The following is an 18,592-nucleotide window of genomic DNA, read 5'->3' on the forward strand; positions in this document are numbered from 1 at the left end:
ATCATCCAGCCACCAGCGCTCGAGTGTCAGCGATGTCCTGTCACATCACCTGTCAGGCATGTCCTGGCACACCACACTGCGGCGAGACCGGCGTTCTTCACACACGTTCGTGGGATGACCGGGGCGTGGATCAGGGGTCGCCGAGGCCGGCGTCCCGGGCCACGAGCGCGGCCTGGACCCGGTTCGTCACGTGCAGGGCCTCGAGGATCCGGCTGACGTGCGCCTTGACCGTCGCCTCGCGCATCCCGAGCTCGTCGGCGACCTCGGCGTTCGTCGCGCCGCGGCCGACGAGGGCGAGGACCTGCGTCTCGCGGGGCGTGAGGCGCCGGACGCGGGCCTGCGCCTCGAGAGCCTGCGGGCCGCCACCGGTGTGGAAGCGGTCGATGACGGTGCGGGCGGCCGAGGGGTGGAGGATCGCCGACCCGGCCGCCACGACGTGCACGGCCCGGAGGATCTCGCGCGGCTCGGTGTCCTTGAGGAGGAACCCGTCGGCGCCGGCGGCCAGCGCCCGGTAGACGTACTCGTCGACGTCGAACGTCGTGAGGACGACGACGCGCGGGGGGTGCGGCAGCGCGCGCAGCCGGGCGGTCGCCGCGATGCCGTTCATCACCGGCATCCGCACGTCGACGAGGGCGACGTCGACGCGCCGGGTACTCGCCGCGTCGAGGGCCTGCTGCCCGTCGGCGGCCTGGGCGACGACCTCGAGGTCGGGGTCGGTCTCGAGGAGGTCGACGAGGCCCATCCGGACGAGGGCGTCGTCGTCGACGACCATGACGCGGATCACCGGGTCGGCTCCCCCGCCGGCGCGGCGCTGCGATGCACCGGGGTGGGGAGGGTGACGCCGAGGACCCACTCCCTGTCGTGCGCGCCGACCTCGAGCGTGCCCCCGACGGCGTGCACGCGCTCGCGCAGGCCCACGATGCCGTAGCCGGGATCGGTTGCCCCAGAGCCCGACCCGGCGCTCAGCGGGCTGCGGACGGTCGCGCTGGTCAGCGGCGGCCCGTAGGTCACCTCCACCACGCCGGCCGCCCCGTCGGCGTGCTTGCGGACGTTGGTCAGCCCCTCGCGGACGACGCGGTGGACGGCGAGCCGGTGCGCGGCGGGGACGAGCGCCGCCTCTCCCGTGACGACGAGCCGGACCTCCTGCCCGGCCGCGCGGGCGGCGCCGACGAGCTCGTCGAGGTCGCCGGTGGTCGGCGGCTGGATGTCGGTCGGGTCGGGCTCCCGCAGGACCGTGAGCACGGAGCGGAGGTCGTCGAGCGCCTCCGTCGACGCGGTGCGCAGCAGGGCGGCCCGCTCGGCGACCTTGGGCGGCAACGAGTCCGAGGTCGCCTCCAGCACACCGGTGTGCAGCGCGATGAGGCTGAGCCGGTGTGCGAGCACGTCGTGCATCTCGGCGGCGATGCGGGCGCGCTCGGAGGCCCGGGCCTGCTCCTCGCGCAGGCTGCGCTCGACGTCGCGCTGGGCGACCTGCTCCTCGAGGGCGGTGATGAGCCGGCGCCGGCTGCCCGACCACAGCCCGACGACGACACCGAGCACGAGGAAGAGCGGGGAGCCGAACTGCTGCGGGACCCAGAGTGTCGCCGGGCCGCCGACGAGCGCGCTCAGCGTCAACGCGGCCACGCCGAGGGCGACGGCCCAGGCCACGCGGCGGCGTGAGGCGAGGTCGACGACGGCGATGACGAGCAGGAAGAGGAACGGCCACCCGAACCATCCCGCCGCCGCAGCGGCCACGACCGGTGGGGCCCACCACGGGACGCCGGGCACGAGCAGCGCGGCGGTGGTCGCGACGGCGGCCGCCGACCCGGCGGTGGCGAAGCTCCCGCCGGAGACGGCCGCGGTGTTGATCAGGGCCGTCCACCCGGCGACGAGGACGAGCCCGCCGCGCACGAGCGCGGTGGGGAGGCGTCGACGCGGTGGCTGCACCCGACGAGCGTAGGCGCGCCCCGGCGGGCTCGGGACCCGACGTTCGTCGGGGGTGCGCGTCGCCGAAGGATGGGTCCGCGCCGCCGACGGCCTTCCTAGCGTCGGGACATGACCTCTTCCTCCCCCACCCGGGTCCCGGTGACGCACCGGGGCGCCGCACCGGCCGAGCTGCGCCTCTTCCTCCGTGAGGGGCTGCGCGACCCCGCCGCGGTGGGGGCCGTCGCCCCGAGCAGCCCGGCGCTCGTCCGCGCCCTCGTCGCTGCGGCGGTGGCGTCGACGCGCCCCGTGCGGGTGCTCGAGGTCGGGGCCGGCACGGGGCGCGCGACGCGGGCGCTGGCGGACGGGCTGGCGCCCGGGAGCCGGCTCGACGTCGTCGAGTCCAACCCGCGCTTCGCGGAGCACCTCCGACGCCTGGCGTCCGGCCGCTCGTCCGACGTCGACGTGCGGGTGGTCTGCGGCCGCGTGGAGGACCTGCGTCCGGCCGAGCCGTACGACCACATCGTCTCGGCGCTGCCGTTCACCAACTTCGACCCCGCGGACGTCGAGCGCATCCTCGGGCTCTACACCAGGTGGCTGCGGCCGACGGGCACGCTGTCCTACTTCGCCTACCGGGGCACCGCGACGCTCCGCCGCGCCACCGCGTCGCCGGCGGAGGCACGACGCCACCGGGCGGTCCAGCGGGTGCTCGAGGCGCACCACCGCACCCGCCGCACCTCGTCGACCACGGTGTGGCGCAACCTTCCTCCGGCGGTCGTCCGGCGCGTCGAGGAGCCGGCCGTCATGCCGTCCCCCGTCGCGTGGCCCGGGAGCACGTCGTGATGGATCGGCTGCTCGAGGTCGTCCGTGACCTGCCGCCGACCGCGGTGCACCTCGTCGTCGTCCTCGTCGTGGCCGGTGAGTCGGCGCTGCTCGTCGGGACCGTCCTGCCCACGCTCTCGCTCGTCCTCGCCGCGGGGGCGCTCGCGGCGGCGGGGGTGCTGCACGTGGGGATCCTCGTGCCGAGCCTCGTGCTGGCCGTCGTGGTCGGCGATCAGGTCGGCCTCGCGACCGGTCGCGTCCTCGGGCCGCGGCTGCGCGCCTCTCGCCTCGGCCGACGAGCCGGACCCGCGGTCTGGGACCGGGCCGAGGCGGTGCTCGCCCGGCACGGGGCGCTCGCCGTCCTCGTCGCCCGCTTCGTGCCGGTGGCCCGGACGCTCGTGCCGCACCTGGCCGGCGCGGCCGGGGTGCCTCGGGCGCGGGTGGCCGCGGCCAGCGCGGTCGCCGGGTCGCTCTGGGCCGGTGCGGAGGTCACGGCCGGCTACCTGGCCGGCCGGGCGGCGGGCGGATGGCGACCCACCCTCCCCGGGTGGGCGGTCGCGCTGGTCGTCCTCGTCGTGCTCGCGACGGCCGCCGGTCTCGTGGCGCTGCGCCGCCGGGGCGGTGAGGGCGACGGGTCAGGTGGTCGGGCCCGGCGCGGCCGGGGCGCGCAGGCCGCCGACGACCCACGCGACGAGCATGTCGACCGCCGCCGGGGCGAGTGGCCCCGCGGCCGGCGCGAGGCCCCCGGTGGCGACCGCACCCACGGCGCCGAGCACCGCCGCGTGGCGCAGCGCCAGCTCGTCCCGACCGAGGTGGGGTAGCGCCGCCGCGAGCCGGTCGACGAGGTGGGTGTCGACGAGCTCCCGGACCGAGTCGAGGTTCTCGAGCAGCCCGGGTGAGCGCTCGACCATCCCCCGCTGGACGATCCCCCAGAGCCGCGCCTCGCGCGACTCCTGCGCCGCCGGGTCGAGGGCGGGGGCGAGCCAGACGCGGACGAGGTCCTCGAGCGGGGCCTGCGCGGGCAGCGCGGCGAGGCGCCCCCGCTGGACCTCCGAGACCTCGCGCAGCGCGTCGCCGTAGACCTGCGCGACGAGCGCGTCCTTGCTGCCGAAGTGGTACCCGACGGCGGCGACGTTGGCGCCGGCCCGGTCGGTGATGTCGCGCAGCGTCGTCGCCGCCTGCCCCTGCTCGAGCAGGAGGTCCTCGGTGGCGGCCCGGAGCCGGGCGGCGGTCGACGAGCTCACGGGATCCATCATGCCAGCGCTTGCGCTCGTTTCAAACATCTGCTTCAATCAAATGCTTGAAAGCGCTGGTGCAGCCGAGGAGGAGCCATGACGACGGTGCTGGGACGGATCGGACGAGGGGCCGCACGCCACCCGTGGCGGGTGCTCGTGGGCCTCGTGCTCGCGCTCATGGTCGTCGGCGGGGTCGCCGGCGGCCTCGGGGCCGGGTTCACCGACGAGGTGCGCCTCGGCGACACCGACTCGCAGCAGGCGTCCGACCTGCTGACCGACCGGTTCCCCGCCGCGGCGGGCGACACCGCGACCCTCGTCTTCCACGTCGACGGGCGGCTCGACCCGGCACCGGGCGGCCCGGTCGGGAGCGTCGTCACCGCGGTGGCCGAGCAGCCCGACGTCGAGTCCGTGACCCCGGTGCAGGTGTCGGCGGACGGACGCACCGGGTACACGACCGTCCTCTACGACGCGAAGGCGGCCGACCTGACCGTGGGCCACCTCGAGCGCCTGGAGTCGGCCGTGGCCCCGCTGGCCGACGAGGGGGTCGAGGCGAGCATGCGCGGCCCGGTCGTCGACCGCTGGCGCGAGCGACCGGTGCCGCTCGGCGAGGTGATCGGCCTCGTCGCCGCCGTCGTCCTCGTGACCCTGCTCTTCCGCTCCCTCGTCGCCACCCTCGTGACGGTCGGCTCGGCGCTGCTCGGCCTCGCCCTCGGCAACACGGTGCTCGCGGCCCTCTCGGGGGTCGTCGACATCCCGACGGTCGCCCCGACCATCGCGATCATGCTCGGCCTCGGCGCCGGGGTGGACTACGCCCTCTTCCTCGTGGCGCGCTTCCGGGCCCGGCTCCGGGCGGGTGACGACGTCGTCACCGCCGCGGCGCGGGCGAACAGCACCACCGGCACGGCCGTCGTCACCGCCGGCGCCATCGTCGTGGTCTCGATCTGCGGCCTGGCGGTCACCGGCATCACGATGATCGGCCGGATGGGGCTGGCGGCCGCCGTCGTCGTCGCGGTCGCCGCCCTGACCACCGTCACGGTGGTCCCCGCCGCCCTGCGGCTCGCGGGTCGGCGGGTCCTGCCCCGGGCGGAGCGCGCGCTCGCCCCCGTCGCCGGCGCGGCCGGGCCGGCCGACGCCACCGTCGCGGAGGAGTCCGAGGGGCGCCGCGCCCGCGCCCTCGCGGGGTGGGTGGCGGCCAGGCCCTGGCCCGTCGCCCTCGTCTCGACCGCGCTCCTCCTCGCCCTCGGGGCACCGGCCCTCGGGCTGCAGCTCGGCCAGCCGGACGACTCCAACCGGCCGGCCGGTGACACGATGCGCGTCGCCTACGACCGCCTCGCCGTGGGCTTCGGGCCCGGCTTCAACGGACCGCTGCTCGTCGCCCTCGACCTGCGGGACGCCGCCGACCCGGCCGCCGCGACCCGGGCCGTCGGCGAACGGCTCGCCGCCACCCCGGGGGTCGCCGCGGTCGCCCCCGCGCAGACGGACCCCTCCGGTGACACGGCCGTCGTCACCGTCGTCCCCACGACCGCGCCGCAGGACGAGGCGACGAGCGAGCTCGTCGGCACGCTGCGACACGACGTCCTCCCCGCCGCGCTGGAGGGCACCGGCGCGGTCGCGCACGTCGGCGGGCAGACGGCGACGTTCGACGACCTCGCGACCAAGGTGTCCGACAGCCTCGTCCTGCTCGTCGTCGTGGTCGTCGCGCTCTCGCTCGTGCTGCTGACGCTCGCGTTCCGCTCGCTCGTCCTGCCGCTCGTCAGCGCCGTGCTCAACCTGCTCTCGATCGGCGCGGCCTACGGCGTCGTGACGCTCGCCTTCCAGACCTCCGTCGGCGCGAGCCTCCTCGGGGTCGCCGAGCAGCCGGTCGTCTCGTTCGTCCCCATGCTGATGTTCGCCATCCTCTTCGGGCTGAGCATGGACTACAACGTCTTCCTGCTCTCCGCGGTGCGCGAGGAGCGCGCGGCCGGCACCCCGGCGCGACGGGCGGTGCCCCTCGGCGTCGGGCGCACGGCGAGCCTCATCACGACGGCCGGCGCCATCATGACCCTCGTCTTCCTCGGGTTCACGTTCACGAGCGAGACCGAGGTCCGGATGATCGGCCTCGGGCTCGCGACAGCCGTGCTCGTCGACGTCACCGTCGTCCGGCTCCTCCTCGCTCCGGCCGTCCTCGAGCTGCTCGGTGAGCGGGCCTGGTGGCTGCCCCGGGTGCTCGAGCGGCGGCTGGCCCGGGTCCCGGTGCCGACGCACTGACCCCGGGCGTCAGAGCTCGGTGCGCAGGACGGCGTCGACGGCCGCCGTCACGAGGGCGCGGCGCACCGCGGGGTCGGCGCCCGAGAAGCCGGACAGCCCGACGACGTCACCGGTCACGACGAGCCCGACGGCCAGCGAGCTGAGGAGCACGGCCCGCGCGGCCGGGTGGCTGACCCCGAGGTCCCCGAGCAGCGTGTGGAAGTGGGCCTCGTAGAACTCCCGGATGCGGGCGGCGGCGGCCGGGTCGCTCGAGGCCGCCCGCACCACCCCGGTCAGGGTCGCCCGCACCTCGGGGTCCCCGGCGAGCAGGGTGCGCGCGAGCACGTCCGCCCACTCCTGCGGCGGGACGCGGCGCAGGGCGAGCGAGGCATCGGCGACCGGGCCCGGCAGCTCCATGACGTGGGCGAACAGCTCGGCCTTCGTGCCGAAGTAGTGGCCGACGAGGGCGGGGTGGACCTCGGCGCGGGCGGCGATCGCGCGGATGGTCGCCCGGTCGAACCCGTGGTCGCGGAACTCGCCGCGGGCGGCGTCGACGATGGCGGCCCGACGGTCCGGGCCGCCCGCGGGCGGGCGCCCGGCGCTGCGCGTCTCCGATCCCATGGACAGCGAGCCTACCGAGCGCTACCTTTATTAGACGCTCGTCTAAATAGGAGGACCCATGAGCAGCCCGGTTCGCACCCGCGCGGTGCTCCTCGTCGTCTCGCTCGCGCTGATGACCGTCGTCTCGGCGGTCAGCGGCCTCAACACGGCGCTGCCCGAGATCGCGGTCGCGACCGGCGCCGACCAGACCGAGCTGACGTGGATCCTCGACAGCTACACGGTCGTCTTCGCCGGGCTGCTCCTCCTCGCGGGCGCGGTCGGCGACCGGTACGGCCGCCGGCTCCTGCTCGCCGCGGGCCTGGCCGTGTTCGCCGTGACGAGCGCGGCCGGGCTCTTCGTCGACACCCCGACGGCGCTCATCGTCATCCGGGCGCTCAGCGGGATCGGGGCGGCGGCCATCATGCCGTCGACGCTCTCGGTCATCACGACGTCCTTCCCGCCCGCGGAGCGCGGCAAGGCGGTCGGCGTGTGGGTCGGGGTCGCCGGGGGCGGCGCCGTGCTCGGCCTGCTGGCCACCGCCGTCCTGCTCGAGTTCTTCGACTGGAGCTCGTTCTTCGCGCTCAACCTCGTGCTCGCCCTCGTCGCGCTGGCCGGCGTCCTGCGCTGGGTGCCGGAGTCGCGTGAGCCCGCCCAGCGGCTCGACTGGACCGGCGGCCTGCTGAGCCTCGTCGGCGTCGGCGCGCTGGTGCTCGGGATCATCGAGGGCGCGGCCCGCGGATGGGACGACCCGGTCAGCGTGGGCGGCTTCGTCGTCGCCGGGGTGGCCCTCGTCGCCTTCGTCCTGCGCGAGCTGCGCACCGACCAGCCCCTGCTCGACCCGCGCGTCTTCCGGGACCGCGGGCTGACGGCGGGGTCGCTCTCCATCACCGTCCAGTTCTTCGCCCAGTTCGGGTTCATCTACGTCGGCATCCAGTACCTGCAGTACGTCGCCGGGTTCTCGCCACTCGAGGCCGCCCTGCGCCTGCTGCCGATGGCCGTCGTCGTCATCCCGGCCTCGCGCCTGGCCGGCAGCCTGAGCCGGCGCCACTCGCAGAAGCTCCTCGGCACCATCGGCCTCGTCCTCCTCGCCACCGGGCTGCTCCTCCTCGCGCGACAGGACGCGGAGTTCGACGTGTGGCGGTTCTGGGGCGCCCTGTGCGTCTACGGGCTGGGGATGGCCTTCGCCGCCACGCCCGCCACGACGGCGATCACCTCGGCGATGCCGGACGACAAGCAGGGCGTCGCCTCGGCCGTCAACGACGTCTCGCGCGAGGTCGGCAGCGCCATCGGCATCGCGGTGCTGGGGGCCGCCCTCACGACGGTCTACCGGGACGAGGTCGCGGCGACGACCGGCGCGCTGCCCGCGCAGCTGTCGCGCGCCGTCGAGAGCGGGCTCGCGTTCACCCGGATGTCGCCGCCCCCGGGGGCGGAGGCCGTGTGGCCGCGGCTGGTGTCGGCGGCCGAGGAGGCGTTCGTCGCCGGGATGTCGCAGGCGCTGACGGTGGCCGCCGTCGTCGTGGCCGTGACGGCGCTGGTCGTGGCGGTCATGGCGCCGCGACACCGGGAGGCCGGCTCGGCCGGGCGCGCCCTGCCGGAGAGTCGGCCGGCGCCGGCGCCCCACGAACGCGTGTGAGATCGCCGGTGATGACCGGCGCGTTCACACGCGTTCGCGGGAGAGGGTGGGCTCGGGCCGGCGTCAGTGGCCGGCGGTCAGCTTGCCGCTGAGGCGCTCGTGGCGGGCGGCGCTCACGGCGTCCAGGCCGCGGAAGGTGACGCTCTTGCCGCGGGCGGCGTACTTGGTCTCCACGGCGTCGAGGGTCGCGACGGTCGAGGCGTCCCAGACGTGCGCGCGGCTGAGGTCGACGACGACGTGCTGCGGGTCGCCGGCGTAGTCGAACTGGCCGACGAGGTCGTTGCTCGAGGCGAAGAACAGCTCGCCCTCGACGGCGTAGACGCGGGTGTCGGGGTCGGGGTGCTCGACGTCGACGACCCGCACGAGGTGGGCGACCCGGCGGGCGAACAGCGCCATCGCCACGAGCACCCCGACGACGACGCCGATCGCGAGGTTGTGCGTCGCGACGACGACCGCGACGGTGACGACCATGACCGCGGTCTCGCTGCGCGGCATCCGCCGCAGGGTCGAGGGCTTGATGCTGTGCCAGTCCAGCGTGCCGACGGAGACCATGACCATGACGGCGACGAGCGCGGCCATCGGGATGATGCCGACGAGGTCGCCGAGCCCGACGACGAGGACGAGGAGGAAGGCGCCGGCGAGGAAGGTCGAGATGCGCGTGCGGGCGCCCGACGCCTTGACGTTGATCATCGTCTGGCCGATCATCGCGCAGCCGCCCATGCCCCCGAAGAAACCGGTGACGACGTTGGCGACGCCCTGGCCCCACGACTCGCGGGTCTTGTCCGAGCGGGTGTCGGTGACGTCGTCGACGAGCGTCGCGGTCATCAGCGACTCCATGAGGCCGACGAGCGCCATGCCCAGCGCGTACGGCCCGACGATGCGCAGCGTCTCGAGCGTGAGCGGCACGTCCGGCAGGACGAACGAGGGCAGGCTGTCGGGCAGCCGGCCCTCGTCGCCGACGGTGGGGACCGCGACCGCGAACCCGACCGTGACCGCCGTGAGGCCGACGATGGCGACGAGCGGCGCAGGGACGACCGTGGTCAGCCGCGGCAGCACGACCATGACGACGAGCCCGGCCGCCACGAGCGGGTAGACCGCCCACGGCACCCCGAGCAGGTGCGGCACCTGCGACATGAAGATGAGGATGGCCAGCGCGTTGACGAAGCCGACCATCACCGAGCGCGGGACGAAGCGCATGAGGCGGGCGACGCCGAGCAGCCCGAGGACGACCTGGATCACGCCGCCGAGGACGACGGTCGCGAGCAGGTACTCCATCCCGTGCTCGCGCACGACCGGGGCGATGACCAGCGCGACCGCGCCGGTGGCCGCCGAGATCATCGCCGGGCGGCCGCCGAGGAAGGCGATGGAGACGGCCATCGTGAACGAGGCGAAGAGGCCGACCCGGGGGTCGACGCCGGCGATGATCGAGAAGGCGATGGCCTCGGGGATGAGGGCGAGGGCGACGACGAGGCCGGCGAGCACCTCGGTGCGCAGGCGGCGGGGCGAGCGCAGGGCGGCGCGGACGGAGGTCACGTCGTCGGCCTCGGGGCGCGGTGGGGCGATGGCGGTGTCGGACACGGTGAGTGGGCTCCGGGGGTCGGCCCGCGGGTCGGCGGGCGGGGCTCCCGGGCGTCGTCGACCGGGGTGGTCTGGTGTGGGGCGGTCCCGCTGGGCGGGTGGGGTCAGGCGAGGGGCTGCTGCAGCTCGCGCGCGAAGCGCTCCGCGCTGTCGACGCGGCGGCGCAGGTCGGCGAGCTTCTCGTCGGCGAGGGCGTGGTAGGCCGCCAGCTGCTCGACGACGCCGGCCCGGGTGCGCTCGGACAGGCGGGGCGAGGCGAGGCGCTCGCGCAGCGCGATGATGTCGGCCATCTCCTCGAGGGAGAAGCCGAGCGGCTTCATCTGCATGATGAGCAGGAGGCGGCGCACGGCCGGCTCGCCATAGAGGCGGAAGCCGCCGGGGCTGCGGCGCGACTCGGGCAGCAGCCCGACCTCCTCGTAGTGCCGGATCGTCTTCAGGCTGAGCCCGGTCCGCTCTGCGACGTCGCCGATCTGGAGGTCGGTGGCGGTCTCGGGGGCAGGCATGCGCGGTCTTCCGGTGGGTGGTCAGGACGCGGCAACCCTACCCTCACGTGAGGGTAGGGATGAAATTGCGTTGGCGCCCCTCACCTGCCGCGAACGCGTGTTGACTCGCCGGGGGGCACCGGCGAGTCAACACGCGTTCGCGAGGGGGAGGCGGGCGGGGCGGCACGCGCGAGGACCCGCCGGGATGGTTCCCCGGCGGGTCCTCGGTGCTGGTGTGTCGCGGCGTCAGTGGGTGCGGCGGCGGTTCGCGACCTTGCGCTTGGCGAGCGGCACGCCCACCTTGGCGAGCGCCTGCCAGGCGACCCAGCCGAGGGCGGTGTACGCGGACTTCTTGGTGCTGGCCATGAGGGCCTCCTCGTGGTCGGGCAGGACCGGATCGGTCCCTGTTCACCCCCTGAGTCGCGCGGGCGCGGCCGAACCGCACGGCACGAAGGGTGTGAGGCAGGTCACTCCGGGTCGACGAACGCCTCCATCGGGCCGGCCGGGTCGAGGGCGGTGACGATGCGCCGGGAGGCCTCGCCGAGCGTGGTCAGCTGCCGCGCGGTCAGGGGGTCGAGGACGAGCCGACGGACCTCCTCGACGTGCAGGGGCGCCGCGCGGCGGACGACCTCGAGCCCGGCGTCGGTCAGCACCCCGTAGGTCGAGCGGCCGTCGTCGGGGTCCGTCTCGCGGCGCGCCCAGCCGCGATCCTCGAAGCGGCGGACGGTGTTCGACAGCCGCGACAGCGAGCTGCCGGTGAAGCGCGCGACGTCCTTGAGGTGCAGCCGCCGCCCGGGCGCCATCGACAGCCCCGACAGGACGAGGTACTCGAAGTAGCCGAGGCCCGCGACGGCCTGCATCCGGCTCTCGAGGGCGCTCGGCAGGCGCATCGTCATCTGCGAGACGAGGATCCAGGCGCGCTGCTCGTCGGCGTCCAGCCACCGGGGTGCGTCGTCGGGCATTTGGGTCACGTTACTTCACGCCTCAAGTGATTGACGTCCGCGGCGGGAATGCCGGATGCTGGTCATGAGTTCACGCATGAACTGAAACTACCCCACTGGAGGTCCCCGTGAACATCGTGCTCTGGGTCGTCGCCGTCGTGCTCGCCCTCGCGTTCCTCGCCGCCGGCGCCATGAAGCTCTCCCGCCCGAAGGCGGCGCTCGCCGAGTCGGGCCTCGGCTGGGTCGAAGACTTCTCGGCCGGCGCCGTCAAGGGCATCGGCGTCGTCGAGGTGCTCGGCGCCCTCGGCCTCGTCCTGCCCGCCGTCACCGGCATCGCGCCGGTCCTCGTGCCGCTGGCGGCGACGGGGCTCGCGCTGACGATGGTCGGCGCGGCCGTCGTCCACGCCCGTCGCGGCGAGACACAGATGATCGCCGTCAACGTCGTGCTGCTGCTCCTCGCGGCGTTCGTCGCCTGGGGCCGGTTCGGCTCGTACGCGTTCTGAGCCCGGCGCCGGCTCGCCCGGGGTGGTCGCTCAGGCGGCCACGGGGGCGGGCGGCGCGGGCTCCATCGCCGGGTCGCCCGCCGCGGCGAGGGCCCGGTGGCGGTCGTACGCCCATCCGGGGCCGCGCAGCAGGAACGACCACCGGTCACGCCAGGTCTGCGACGCCGCGACGTCGCGGGCGATGTCGCGCCACTCGTGGGTCGCGATGACCGCCGGGTCGTAGGTGTCGATGTTCTTCGTCAGCCCGTAGACGACGGGCTCGTCCTCCTCCTCGAACGTGCCGAACAGCTTGTCCCACACGATGAGGATGCTGCCGTGGTTGCGGTCGAGGTAGCGCGAGTTGGACCCGTGGTGGACCCGGTGGTGCGAGGGCGTGTTGAGGACCTTCTCGAGCCACCCGATGGAGCGGACCGCCTCGGTGTGGATCCAGAACTGGTAGATGAGGTTGAGCGCGCGGGCGTTCTCGATGACGCTCGGCCGCACCCCGGCGAGCGCGAGCAGGCCGTAGGGGACGCTCATCGTCACGCCCTCGGCGACGGGCTGCCGCAGCGCTGTCGAGAGGTTGTAGCGCTCGCTGCTGTGGTGCACGACGTGCATCGCCCAGAGCCAGCGGCTCTCGTGGTTGAAGCGGTGGTTCCAGTAGTAGATCGCGTCCCAGCCGAGCAGCGCGACCGTGTTGGCGAGCAGGCCGGTGCCGAGGTCGCGGCCGGTGCGGGCGAAGAGCTTCTCGCCGCTCGTCTGCGCCGACCAGGTCGTCGCCACCGTCAGCGCCGTCGACGCGACCGCGGCCACGGCCATCCCGCCGGTGACGCGGCGCAGGGCGGGGACGGCCTCGGGGTCGGCGTCCGCAGTGGTGGTGCTCCGGCGGACCTGCCGGGCCTCCTCGGGGATGCTGCCCGCCGGCGGCAGGCCGCCCTCGACCCGGTGCCGGCGCACGACGTCGAGGACGGTGGTGGCGGCGCTCGCGGCGACGGCGGTGCCCATCAGCCAGCGGGCGCCGCGGCCCTTCCCCGGCGTCACGGGGTCGAGGAGGCGCTTCGCGACGAACGGGGCGAGGAGGCTGCCGACGCCCATCGTCAGGCTCGCGACCGTGTCGGCGAGCTCGTAGTCGCCGGCGCGCGTCGTCCCGGCCGGGGCGGGGTGGCGCTTCTGCCACCAGTACTCGGCGGCCATCGCACCGACGAAGGCGGGGATGGCGAGGACGGTGAGGTCGGGCCGCTTCACCCGGCCACCGTACCGACCGGTAACCCGGTTGTCAGGAGGAGCGGACGAGGGCTTCACCACGCTCAGGACGCGTCCTCGACCGCCACCCACCGGTCGGCCACGAGGACCTCGCCCGGACGGTCCGGGCCGGCGGTCGCGGTGGTGACGTCGACCGCCTCCCCCGGCGCGAGCAGCACGGGCGGTCCCTCGACCGCGTCCGGTACGCCGTCGGGCAGGGCGGAGACGCCGGGAACGAGCAGGCAGGGTGTGACGGCGGTCAGGTGGGCCCGCACCGACGGAGGGAGCGGCCGACCGGAGCCGGCGTCCGGGCGACCGCTCGTCACGGCGAGCTCCTCGGGCCGGCAGCGGGGCGCGACCTCCGGACGCACGGGGTCCTCCCCGCTCCCGGCTCCGTAGCCCCGGCGCTCCCACGGCGAGAGCGTGACCTCGGCGCCGGGGTCGACGGTCGGAACGCCGGTCCCCGCGGAGGGCGCGAGCCGGACCGGGAGGGGGTCGGGCCCGGCCGGCCCGAGGACCGAGAGCCGCTGGGCGGCGGCCCCGTCGATGCCCTGGACCGGTCGCCACGTGACGAGGGCGGAGGCCGACTCCCGGGGCGCGAGGACGACCTCGCCACGCGACGGGGTGGTGCGCAGGGGCACGTCCGCGCCGTCGCGGGTGAGCACCAGCCCGGTCGGTGCGGCGAGGCGGCACGCGAGGGGGCCGGTGTTGACCACGAGGAGGGGCACGGCGTCCACGCCCGTGAGGCGCTGCGGCGGGCCGAGGGCGAGGTCGAGGTCGTCGTCGGCGCAGGGGTCGGCCTCGCCCCGGGACGTGGGTCGCAGCGACGCGCCCGGACTCCCTCGCCGTGGTGGCGAACCGGTGACGAGCTGCCCCGCGTCCGGAGGGTCGAGGTCCAGGTGCGGCGCCGGGTCGTCGCCGACGGGCTGCACGGGCTCGGGGGTGACGCCGTCGGGGCACCCGACCGGTTCCGCGGCGAAGGCCGTGCGGGAACGGTCGACGGACAGGCGGGCGCAGACGACGTGCCACACGCCGCCGTCGTCGACGAACGGCCCGCCTCCCGCGGTGCGGTGCCACACGACGACCGGGACCGCCCCGTCGGCGGCCCGTCCGCCCTCGCGCTCGCCGTAGGTCGCGTACTCGACCTGTCCCACGCCGCTGTCCGTGCGCTCCGGGTCGACGACGGTGGGCCGCGCCTCCCGGACGAGCGCCTCGACCTGCGCGCTGCTGCGGACCTCGAGCCCGGCGAGCGCACGGTCGAGCCCGTGCGTCAGGGTGTCGAGCGCGAGCCCGTCGATCGTGTGCGACACCGCTGCCGAGCACCCGGAGGTCGTCAGCAACGCGGCGACGACACCCGCGACCCACACCCCTCGCCCCCCGGTCATGACCTCATCGTGCAGGACCTCCGCGACGAGGGTGTGACGCGAGCCGGCGGACGGTGCGGAGATCTCGTGGAGACCGCGCCGTCCCCTCGGCACGGACGGCCGGTCGGGCAGACGGCCTCGGGCAAGGTGCCCGTCGGCGTCGCTCAGCGCGTGGTCCGCTCCTCGCTGACCCCCGGACCCGGCCGAGGACGTCGGGGCCGCAGGGCGGCGTGCAGGGCGACCCCCAGCAGGGCGAGGACGACGGCCAGCGCGGCCGCTCCCAAGGGCGGGGAGACCACGGTCGCGGCGGCCAGGGGGATGGACGCGACGGAGCCCACCCCGACGGTGACGAAGACGGCGCGGTGCAGCAGCCACCAGGCTCCGCGCTCGCGGTCGACGAGCCGCCGGCCCGCGTCCACGAGTCCACCGAGGACGAGGGCCGCCCCGGTCATCGCGAGCAGGGTCGGCGGACCCAGGGCGGCCCAGGCCTCCTGCTGGTGCTGCCCGAGGTCCTCCCGGGTGCAGGTGCCCGCCGCGAGGCAGGAGGGCTCGGCGAGGAAGAAGCCCCAGTAGACGTCGGCCCGCCACCCCACGGAGAGCATCGACACCAGGCCGCCGACGAGCACCAGCCACCCGACGACGGCCGTGTCGCGCGGCGGTGCCCCCACCTCGTCCTCCCCCGGAACCATGCCCCCATCCTCACCGCCGGGTCGGTGCGTCCGTGGGTGCACCGGGCGCAGGACGGGTGGAGATCGTGTGGAGAACGACGCCACGGTCACCGACTCCCCCGTGGGGGCCGCCGACCCAACACACTGGGGGGATGACGCACCACGACGAGACCCCGACCCGGCGCGAGAAGACCGGCCGCGCCCTGCGCGCGCTGGGCAAGGTGGCCCTCGGCGCCGCTCTGGTCGGGGCCGGCACCGCGCACCTCACGAGCAAGCGTGAGGAGTTCCAGGCCCAGGTGCCCGAGTGGATGCCCTTCGACCCGGACGACGTCGTCGTGTGGTCGGGCTACGCCGAGATCGCCCTCGGGGCGGCGACGCTCCTCACGTGGCGCCAGCCGTCGCGGGCGCGGATGGGGCGGGTCGGCGCGCTGTTCTTCCTCGGGGTCTTCCCGGGCAACGTCGCGCAGTGGCTCGAGCGCAAGGACGGCTTCGGCCTCGACACCGACGAGAAGCGCCTGGCCCGGCTCGCCTTCCAGCCGGCGCTCATGGCGTGGGCGCTCTACGCCGGCGACTCCCGCCGCCAGAAGCGCCTCGCCCGGGGCTGAGCCCGCGGCCCTCACGGGCCGACCGGGCGGGGTCGGTGGGCGGAGGCAGACTGGGGGCGTGCGCGCGCGTCCGGTGATCCTCCACCTGGACCTCGACGCGTTCTTCACGGCCGTCGAGCAGCTCCACAAGCCGTCGCTGCGCGGCAAGCCGGTCGTCGTCGGCGGGGTCCGCGGTCGCGGCGTCGTGTCGACCGCGTCGTACGAGGCGCGCGTCTTCGGCATCCGCTCGGCGATGCCGACCGCCGAGGCCCGCCGCCGCTGCCCGAACGCCGCCTTCCTCAGCCCCCGCTTCGAGGCCTACCGCGACGCCTCGCACGCCGTGATGGACCTCGTCCGCGAGCTGACGCCCCTCGTCGAGCAGGTGTCCATCGACGAGGCCTACCTCGACCTCACCCCGCAGCACCCGCAGGCCGACGTCGGGCTGGTCGGCGAGCTGGTCGAGGGGCTGCGCGCCCGGATCCACGCCCGGACCGGGCTCACCGCGTCGGTGGGCGCCGGCACGAGCAAGCTCGTCGCGAAGATCCACTCCGACCTCGCCAAGCCCGACGGCCGGATCGTCGTGCCGCCCGGCGAGGAGGCTGAGCGCCTGGCCCCGATGGCGGTGCGCGCCATCCCCGGGGTCGGCCCGGCGACGGCGGCGCGGCTGACGGCGCACGGCATCGCGACCGTGGGCCGGCTCGCCGCGCTCGACCTCGACGAGGTCGTCGCGCTGCTCGGCAAGGCGCACGGCACGCAGCTGCACGCGTTCGCGCGCGGCGAGGACGACCGCGAGGTCGTCACCGAGCGCGCGGCGAAGTCGGTGTCGGCGGAGTCGACGTTCGAGACCGACGTGACCGACCGGGTCCGGCTGGCCGAGCACGTGCGCCGGCTGACCGACCGCGTCGGCGAGCGGCTGCGCGCCGACGGGCTCTCGGGGCGGACCGTGGTCCTCAAGGCGCGACGCCACGACTTCAGCACGCTGACCCGCTCGACGACCCTCGACCAGCCGACCGACGCCGACGCGGTGGTCCTGCGGCAGGCGCTGCGCCTGCTCGACGGCCTCGACGTCGCGGACGGCCTGCGGCTGCTCGGCGTCGGCGTCTCGGGCCTCTCGCTCTACACGCAGCCGGACCTGCTCGACGGACTCCTCGACGACCGGCCGGGCCCGGTGCGCACGGGCACGGTCGAGGACGACGACGAGTTCGTCCGGCCGGACGCCGGCGGGGGCGCGCTGCCGGTCGAGGAGCCGGCGGGCCCGGGGGACGAGGCGCCGGCCGCGGACCAGCCGGCGCCGCGCTCGCCGTGGCGCCCGGGCCAGGACGTCGAGCACGTCGAGCACGGGCGGGGCTGGGTGCAGGGCAGCGGGGTCGGGCGGGTGACCGTCCGCTTCGAGGGTCCGAACACCGAGGTCGGCCGCATCCGGACCTTCGCCGAGGACGACGCCGACCTCACGCCGGCCGACCCGCCGGTCTGGCAGCCCGAGGACGAGTCCGACGAGGCCGCGGGCTCCTGACCCGCGGCGCGCGCCATGGCGTGAGAGGTGGGGCGATCACCCCACGTCCGGCGCCAGGAACGGCACCACCGCCGGAGCCCGGACTCACGCCACCGGTCGCTCGGCGGCGCGTCAAACGATGACGTCGTCGATGGTCACCTCGACGGGCACGCCCTCCGGCGGCAGCGCGTCCGCGCCGAGCGTGTCGACGACCGCGCGCGCGACCGTCGACCGCACGGCGCTCGCGGCATCGGCGAGGACGGCGCCGTAGGTGGCGGTGACGTGGACGGCCACCGAGGTGCAGCGGTCCTCCTCGAGGCCGACGCGGATCTGGGTGGGCGTCACGCCGACGAGCGCGGACACGGCCTCGCGCAGGACACCGACGAGCACCCACTCGCGCACGACGAGGACGTCGTCGTCCGGGGTGGGCGAGGGGAAGGTGGCGTGCACCGGGCGCGAGCGCCGCGTCGTGGCGCGCACCGTCGAGCGGACCCGCGCCGAGACGTCGATGAACGCCTCGGGGTCCTCGGAGGCCAGCAGGCGCGCGGACCGGGCGAGGAGGGCCTCCTCGTCGGTGCTCAGCGGCCGCTCCGCCGCCGGGTCCGGTCCCGTCATGCCCGCCACTCTTTCATCCCCTCCGCGAGCGCGCGTCGTGCGCGGAACAGCTGACCCCGCACGCTGTCCGCGGTCGTGTGGAGCACCTCGGCCACCTCGGCCTGGCTCAGGCCCTCGACCTCGACGAGGACCCACACCGAGCGCTGCTTCTCGGGGAGGGCGCGCAGCGCGGCCTCGAGGGCCTCGCGCAGCTCGAGGTCGGACGCGGCCTGCACGGGGTCGGCGTCGTCCGGGCGGTCGAGGACCTCGTCGGTGACCGGCACGGCCTTGCGACGCCGGCGCGAGCTCTGCACCTTGTGGACGAGGATGCCGAAGAGCCAGGTCCGCAGGGCCGAGCGGCCGTCGAACCGGTCGAGCGACTGCCACGCCGCGACGAGGGCGTCCTGGACGAGGTCCTCGGCCTCGCCGCGGTCCGGGGTGGCGCGCAGGGCGTAGCGGGTGAGCGCGGGGCCGTGCCGGGCCACGATCGTCTCGAACGCCCGCCGGTCGCCGAGCGCGCCGGCGCGGGCGAGCGCGAGGTCCTCGTCACGGGAGGCGGAGGGTGACGACGAGGTCACCGCACCCTGCAGGGTGGCGCTCACGCGGCTCGGCACCTCCGTCTCGGCCGGCCACGTCGGCCGTCTCACCTGCGACAACGCTGCTCCACGACGACGGCGTTACCCGGCCGGAGAAGATGTGACGCGGGTCACACGCGATCTCGCGTGCGGTTCCGGGCCCCCACCGCGA

At 75.4% G+C, this 18,592-nt stretch carries 18 protein-coding genes and 1 pseudogene; 7 read left to right on the forward strand and 12 right to left on the reverse strand.

From position 1 onward, the window contains the following. Positions 1-130: 130 nt before the first annotated feature. Together J3473_RS11845 and J3473_RS11850 are read right to left on the reverse strand one after the other, a co-directional pair. Positions 131-784 (reverse strand): response regulator transcription factor, encoded by a 654-nt coding sequence (locus J3473_RS11845; protein ID WP_242525835.1) that lies wholly within the window; start codon positions 782-784, stop codon positions 131-133. Further along, entirely contained in the window at positions 781-1,926 is a 1,146-nt protein-coding gene (locus J3473_RS11850) for a sensor histidine kinase (protein ID WP_207023653.1), read from the reverse strand. The genes J3473_RS11845 and J3473_RS11850 overlap by 4 nt, the downstream gene beginning before the upstream one ends. 108 nt (positions 1,927-2,034) lie before the next feature. Between J3473_RS11850 and J3473_RS11855 the strand changes: the two genes are divergently transcribed. Beyond that, positions 2,035-2,745, forward strand: coding sequence for a class I SAM-dependent methyltransferase (locus J3473_RS11855; protein WP_207023656.1), 711 nt, complete (start codon positions 2,035-2,037; stop codon positions 2,743-2,745). Beyond that, positions 2,745-3,218: pseudogene (locus J3473_RS19795) on the forward strand (DedA family protein); the annotation flags it as partial. The gene J3473_RS11855 and the pseudogene J3473_RS19795, both read left to right, overlap by 1 nt. Positions 3,219-3,359: 141 nt before the next feature. On the opposite strand, the gene J3473_RS19800 reads toward J3473_RS19795, so the two are convergent. Next, complete coding sequence (locus J3473_RS19800) at positions 3,360-3,968, reverse strand: TetR/AcrR family transcriptional regulator (protein ID WP_368857117.1); 609 nt, start codon at positions 3,966-3,968, stop codon at positions 3,360-3,362. An 87-nt stretch (positions 3,969-4,055) separates the two neighbouring features. Between J3473_RS19800 and J3473_RS11865 the strand changes: the two genes are divergently transcribed. Continuing rightward, positions 4,056-6,206 carry an MMPL family transporter gene (locus J3473_RS11865; protein ID WP_207023660.1) on the forward strand — a complete coding sequence of 717 codons (2,151 nt, stop codon included), beginning with the start codon at positions 4,056-4,058 and terminating at the stop codon, positions 6,204-6,206. A gap of 9 nt (positions 6,207-6,215) precedes the next feature. Here J3473_RS11865 and J3473_RS11870 read toward each other — a convergent pair whose 3' ends face one another. Continuing rightward, complete coding sequence (locus tag J3473_RS11870; RefSeq protein ID WP_207023662.1) at positions 6,216-6,806, reverse strand: TetR/AcrR family transcriptional regulator; 591 nt, start codon at positions 6,804-6,806, stop codon at positions 6,216-6,218. Between the two features lie 58 nt (positions 6,807-6,864). Between J3473_RS11870 and J3473_RS11875 the strand changes: the two genes are divergently transcribed. Beyond that, positions 6,865-8,418, forward strand: a complete 1,554-nt coding sequence (locus tag J3473_RS11875; protein ID WP_207023664.1) for an MFS transporter — start codon at positions 6,865-6,867, stop codon at positions 8,416-8,418. 63 nt (positions 8,419-8,481) lie between these two features. On the opposite strand, the gene J3473_RS11880 is transcribed toward J3473_RS11875, so the two are convergent. From J3473_RS11880 to J3473_RS11890, 3 genes are all read right to left on the reverse strand, one after another. After that, positions 8,482-9,996, reverse strand: a complete 1,515-nt coding sequence (locus J3473_RS11880) for a SulP family inorganic anion transporter (RefSeq protein ID WP_207023666.1) — start codon at positions 9,994-9,996, stop codon at positions 8,482-8,484. Positions 9,997-10,100: 104 nt separating this feature from the next. Further along, the gene (locus tag J3473_RS11885) at positions 10,101-10,499 is read right to left on the reverse strand and encodes a MerR family DNA-binding transcriptional regulator (RefSeq protein WP_207023669.1); all 399 of its coding nucleotides are present in this window, start codon (positions 10,497-10,499) and stop codon (positions 10,101-10,103) included. 446 nt (positions 10,500-10,945) lie between these two features. Next, a complete protein-coding gene (locus J3473_RS11890; RefSeq protein ID WP_207023672.1) occupies positions 10,946-11,440 on the reverse strand; it encodes a MarR family winged helix-turn-helix transcriptional regulator in 495 nt (164 codons plus the stop codon). A 107-nt stretch (positions 11,441-11,547) separates the two neighbouring features. On the opposite strand from J3473_RS11890, the gene J3473_RS11895 reads away from it, so the two are divergent. Beyond that, complete coding sequence (locus tag J3473_RS11895) at positions 11,548-11,922, forward strand: DoxX family protein (protein WP_207023675.1); 375 nt, start codon at positions 11,548-11,550, stop codon at positions 11,920-11,922. Positions 11,923-11,952: 30 nt separating this feature from the next. Here J3473_RS11895 and J3473_RS11900 read toward each other — a convergent pair whose 3' ends face one another. From J3473_RS11900 to J3473_RS11910, 3 genes are all read right to left on the reverse strand, one after another. Continuing rightward, a complete protein-coding gene (locus J3473_RS11900) occupies positions 11,953-13,146 on the reverse strand; it encodes a sterol desaturase family protein (RefSeq protein WP_207023678.1) in 1,194 nt (397 codons plus the stop codon). A 62-nt stretch (positions 13,147-13,208) separates the two neighbouring features. Next, positions 13,209-14,528, reverse strand: a complete 1,320-nt coding sequence (locus tag J3473_RS11905) for a DUF4232 domain-containing protein (protein ID WP_207023680.1) — start codon at positions 14,526-14,528, stop codon at positions 13,209-13,211. Positions 14,529-14,671: 143 nt separating this feature from the next. Then, a complete protein-coding gene (locus J3473_RS11910) occupies positions 14,672-15,196 on the reverse strand; it encodes a hypothetical protein (RefSeq protein WP_207023682.1) in 525 nt (174 codons plus the stop codon). A gap of 131 nt (positions 15,197-15,327) precedes the next feature. Between J3473_RS11910 and J3473_RS11915 the strand changes: the two genes are divergently transcribed. Continuing rightward, complete coding sequence (locus J3473_RS11915) at positions 15,328-15,780, forward strand: membrane protein (protein ID WP_030527255.1); 453 nt, start codon at positions 15,328-15,330, stop codon at positions 15,778-15,780. Between the two features lie 58 nt (positions 15,781-15,838). After that, on the forward strand, positions 15,839-17,272 hold the full coding sequence (locus tag J3473_RS11920; RefSeq protein WP_207023684.1) for a DNA polymerase IV: 1,434 nt from the start codon (positions 15,839-15,841) through the stop codon (positions 17,270-17,272). A 111-nt stretch (positions 17,273-17,383) separates the two neighbouring features. Here J3473_RS11920 and J3473_RS11925 read toward each other — a convergent pair whose 3' ends face one another. Together J3473_RS11925 and J3473_RS11930 are read right to left on the reverse strand one after the other, a co-directional pair. After that, positions 17,384-17,866 (reverse strand): hypothetical protein, encoded by a 483-nt coding sequence (locus tag J3473_RS11925; protein WP_207023686.1) that lies wholly within the window; start codon positions 17,864-17,866, stop codon positions 17,384-17,386. After that, positions 17,863-18,447: an RNA polymerase sigma factor gene (locus tag J3473_RS11930; protein WP_207023688.1), complete on the reverse strand. Its 585-nt coding sequence runs from the start codon at positions 18,445-18,447 to the stop codon at positions 17,863-17,865. The genes J3473_RS11925 and J3473_RS11930 overlap by 4 nt, the downstream gene beginning before the upstream one ends. Positions 18,448-18,592: the final 145 nt, after the last annotated feature.

Origin of the sequence: Phycicoccus sp. DTK01, from assembly GCF_017312765.1 — a bacterium.
GTDB lineage: Bacteria > Actinomycetota > Actinomycetes > Actinomycetales > Dermatophilaceae > Phycicoccus > Phycicoccus jejuensis.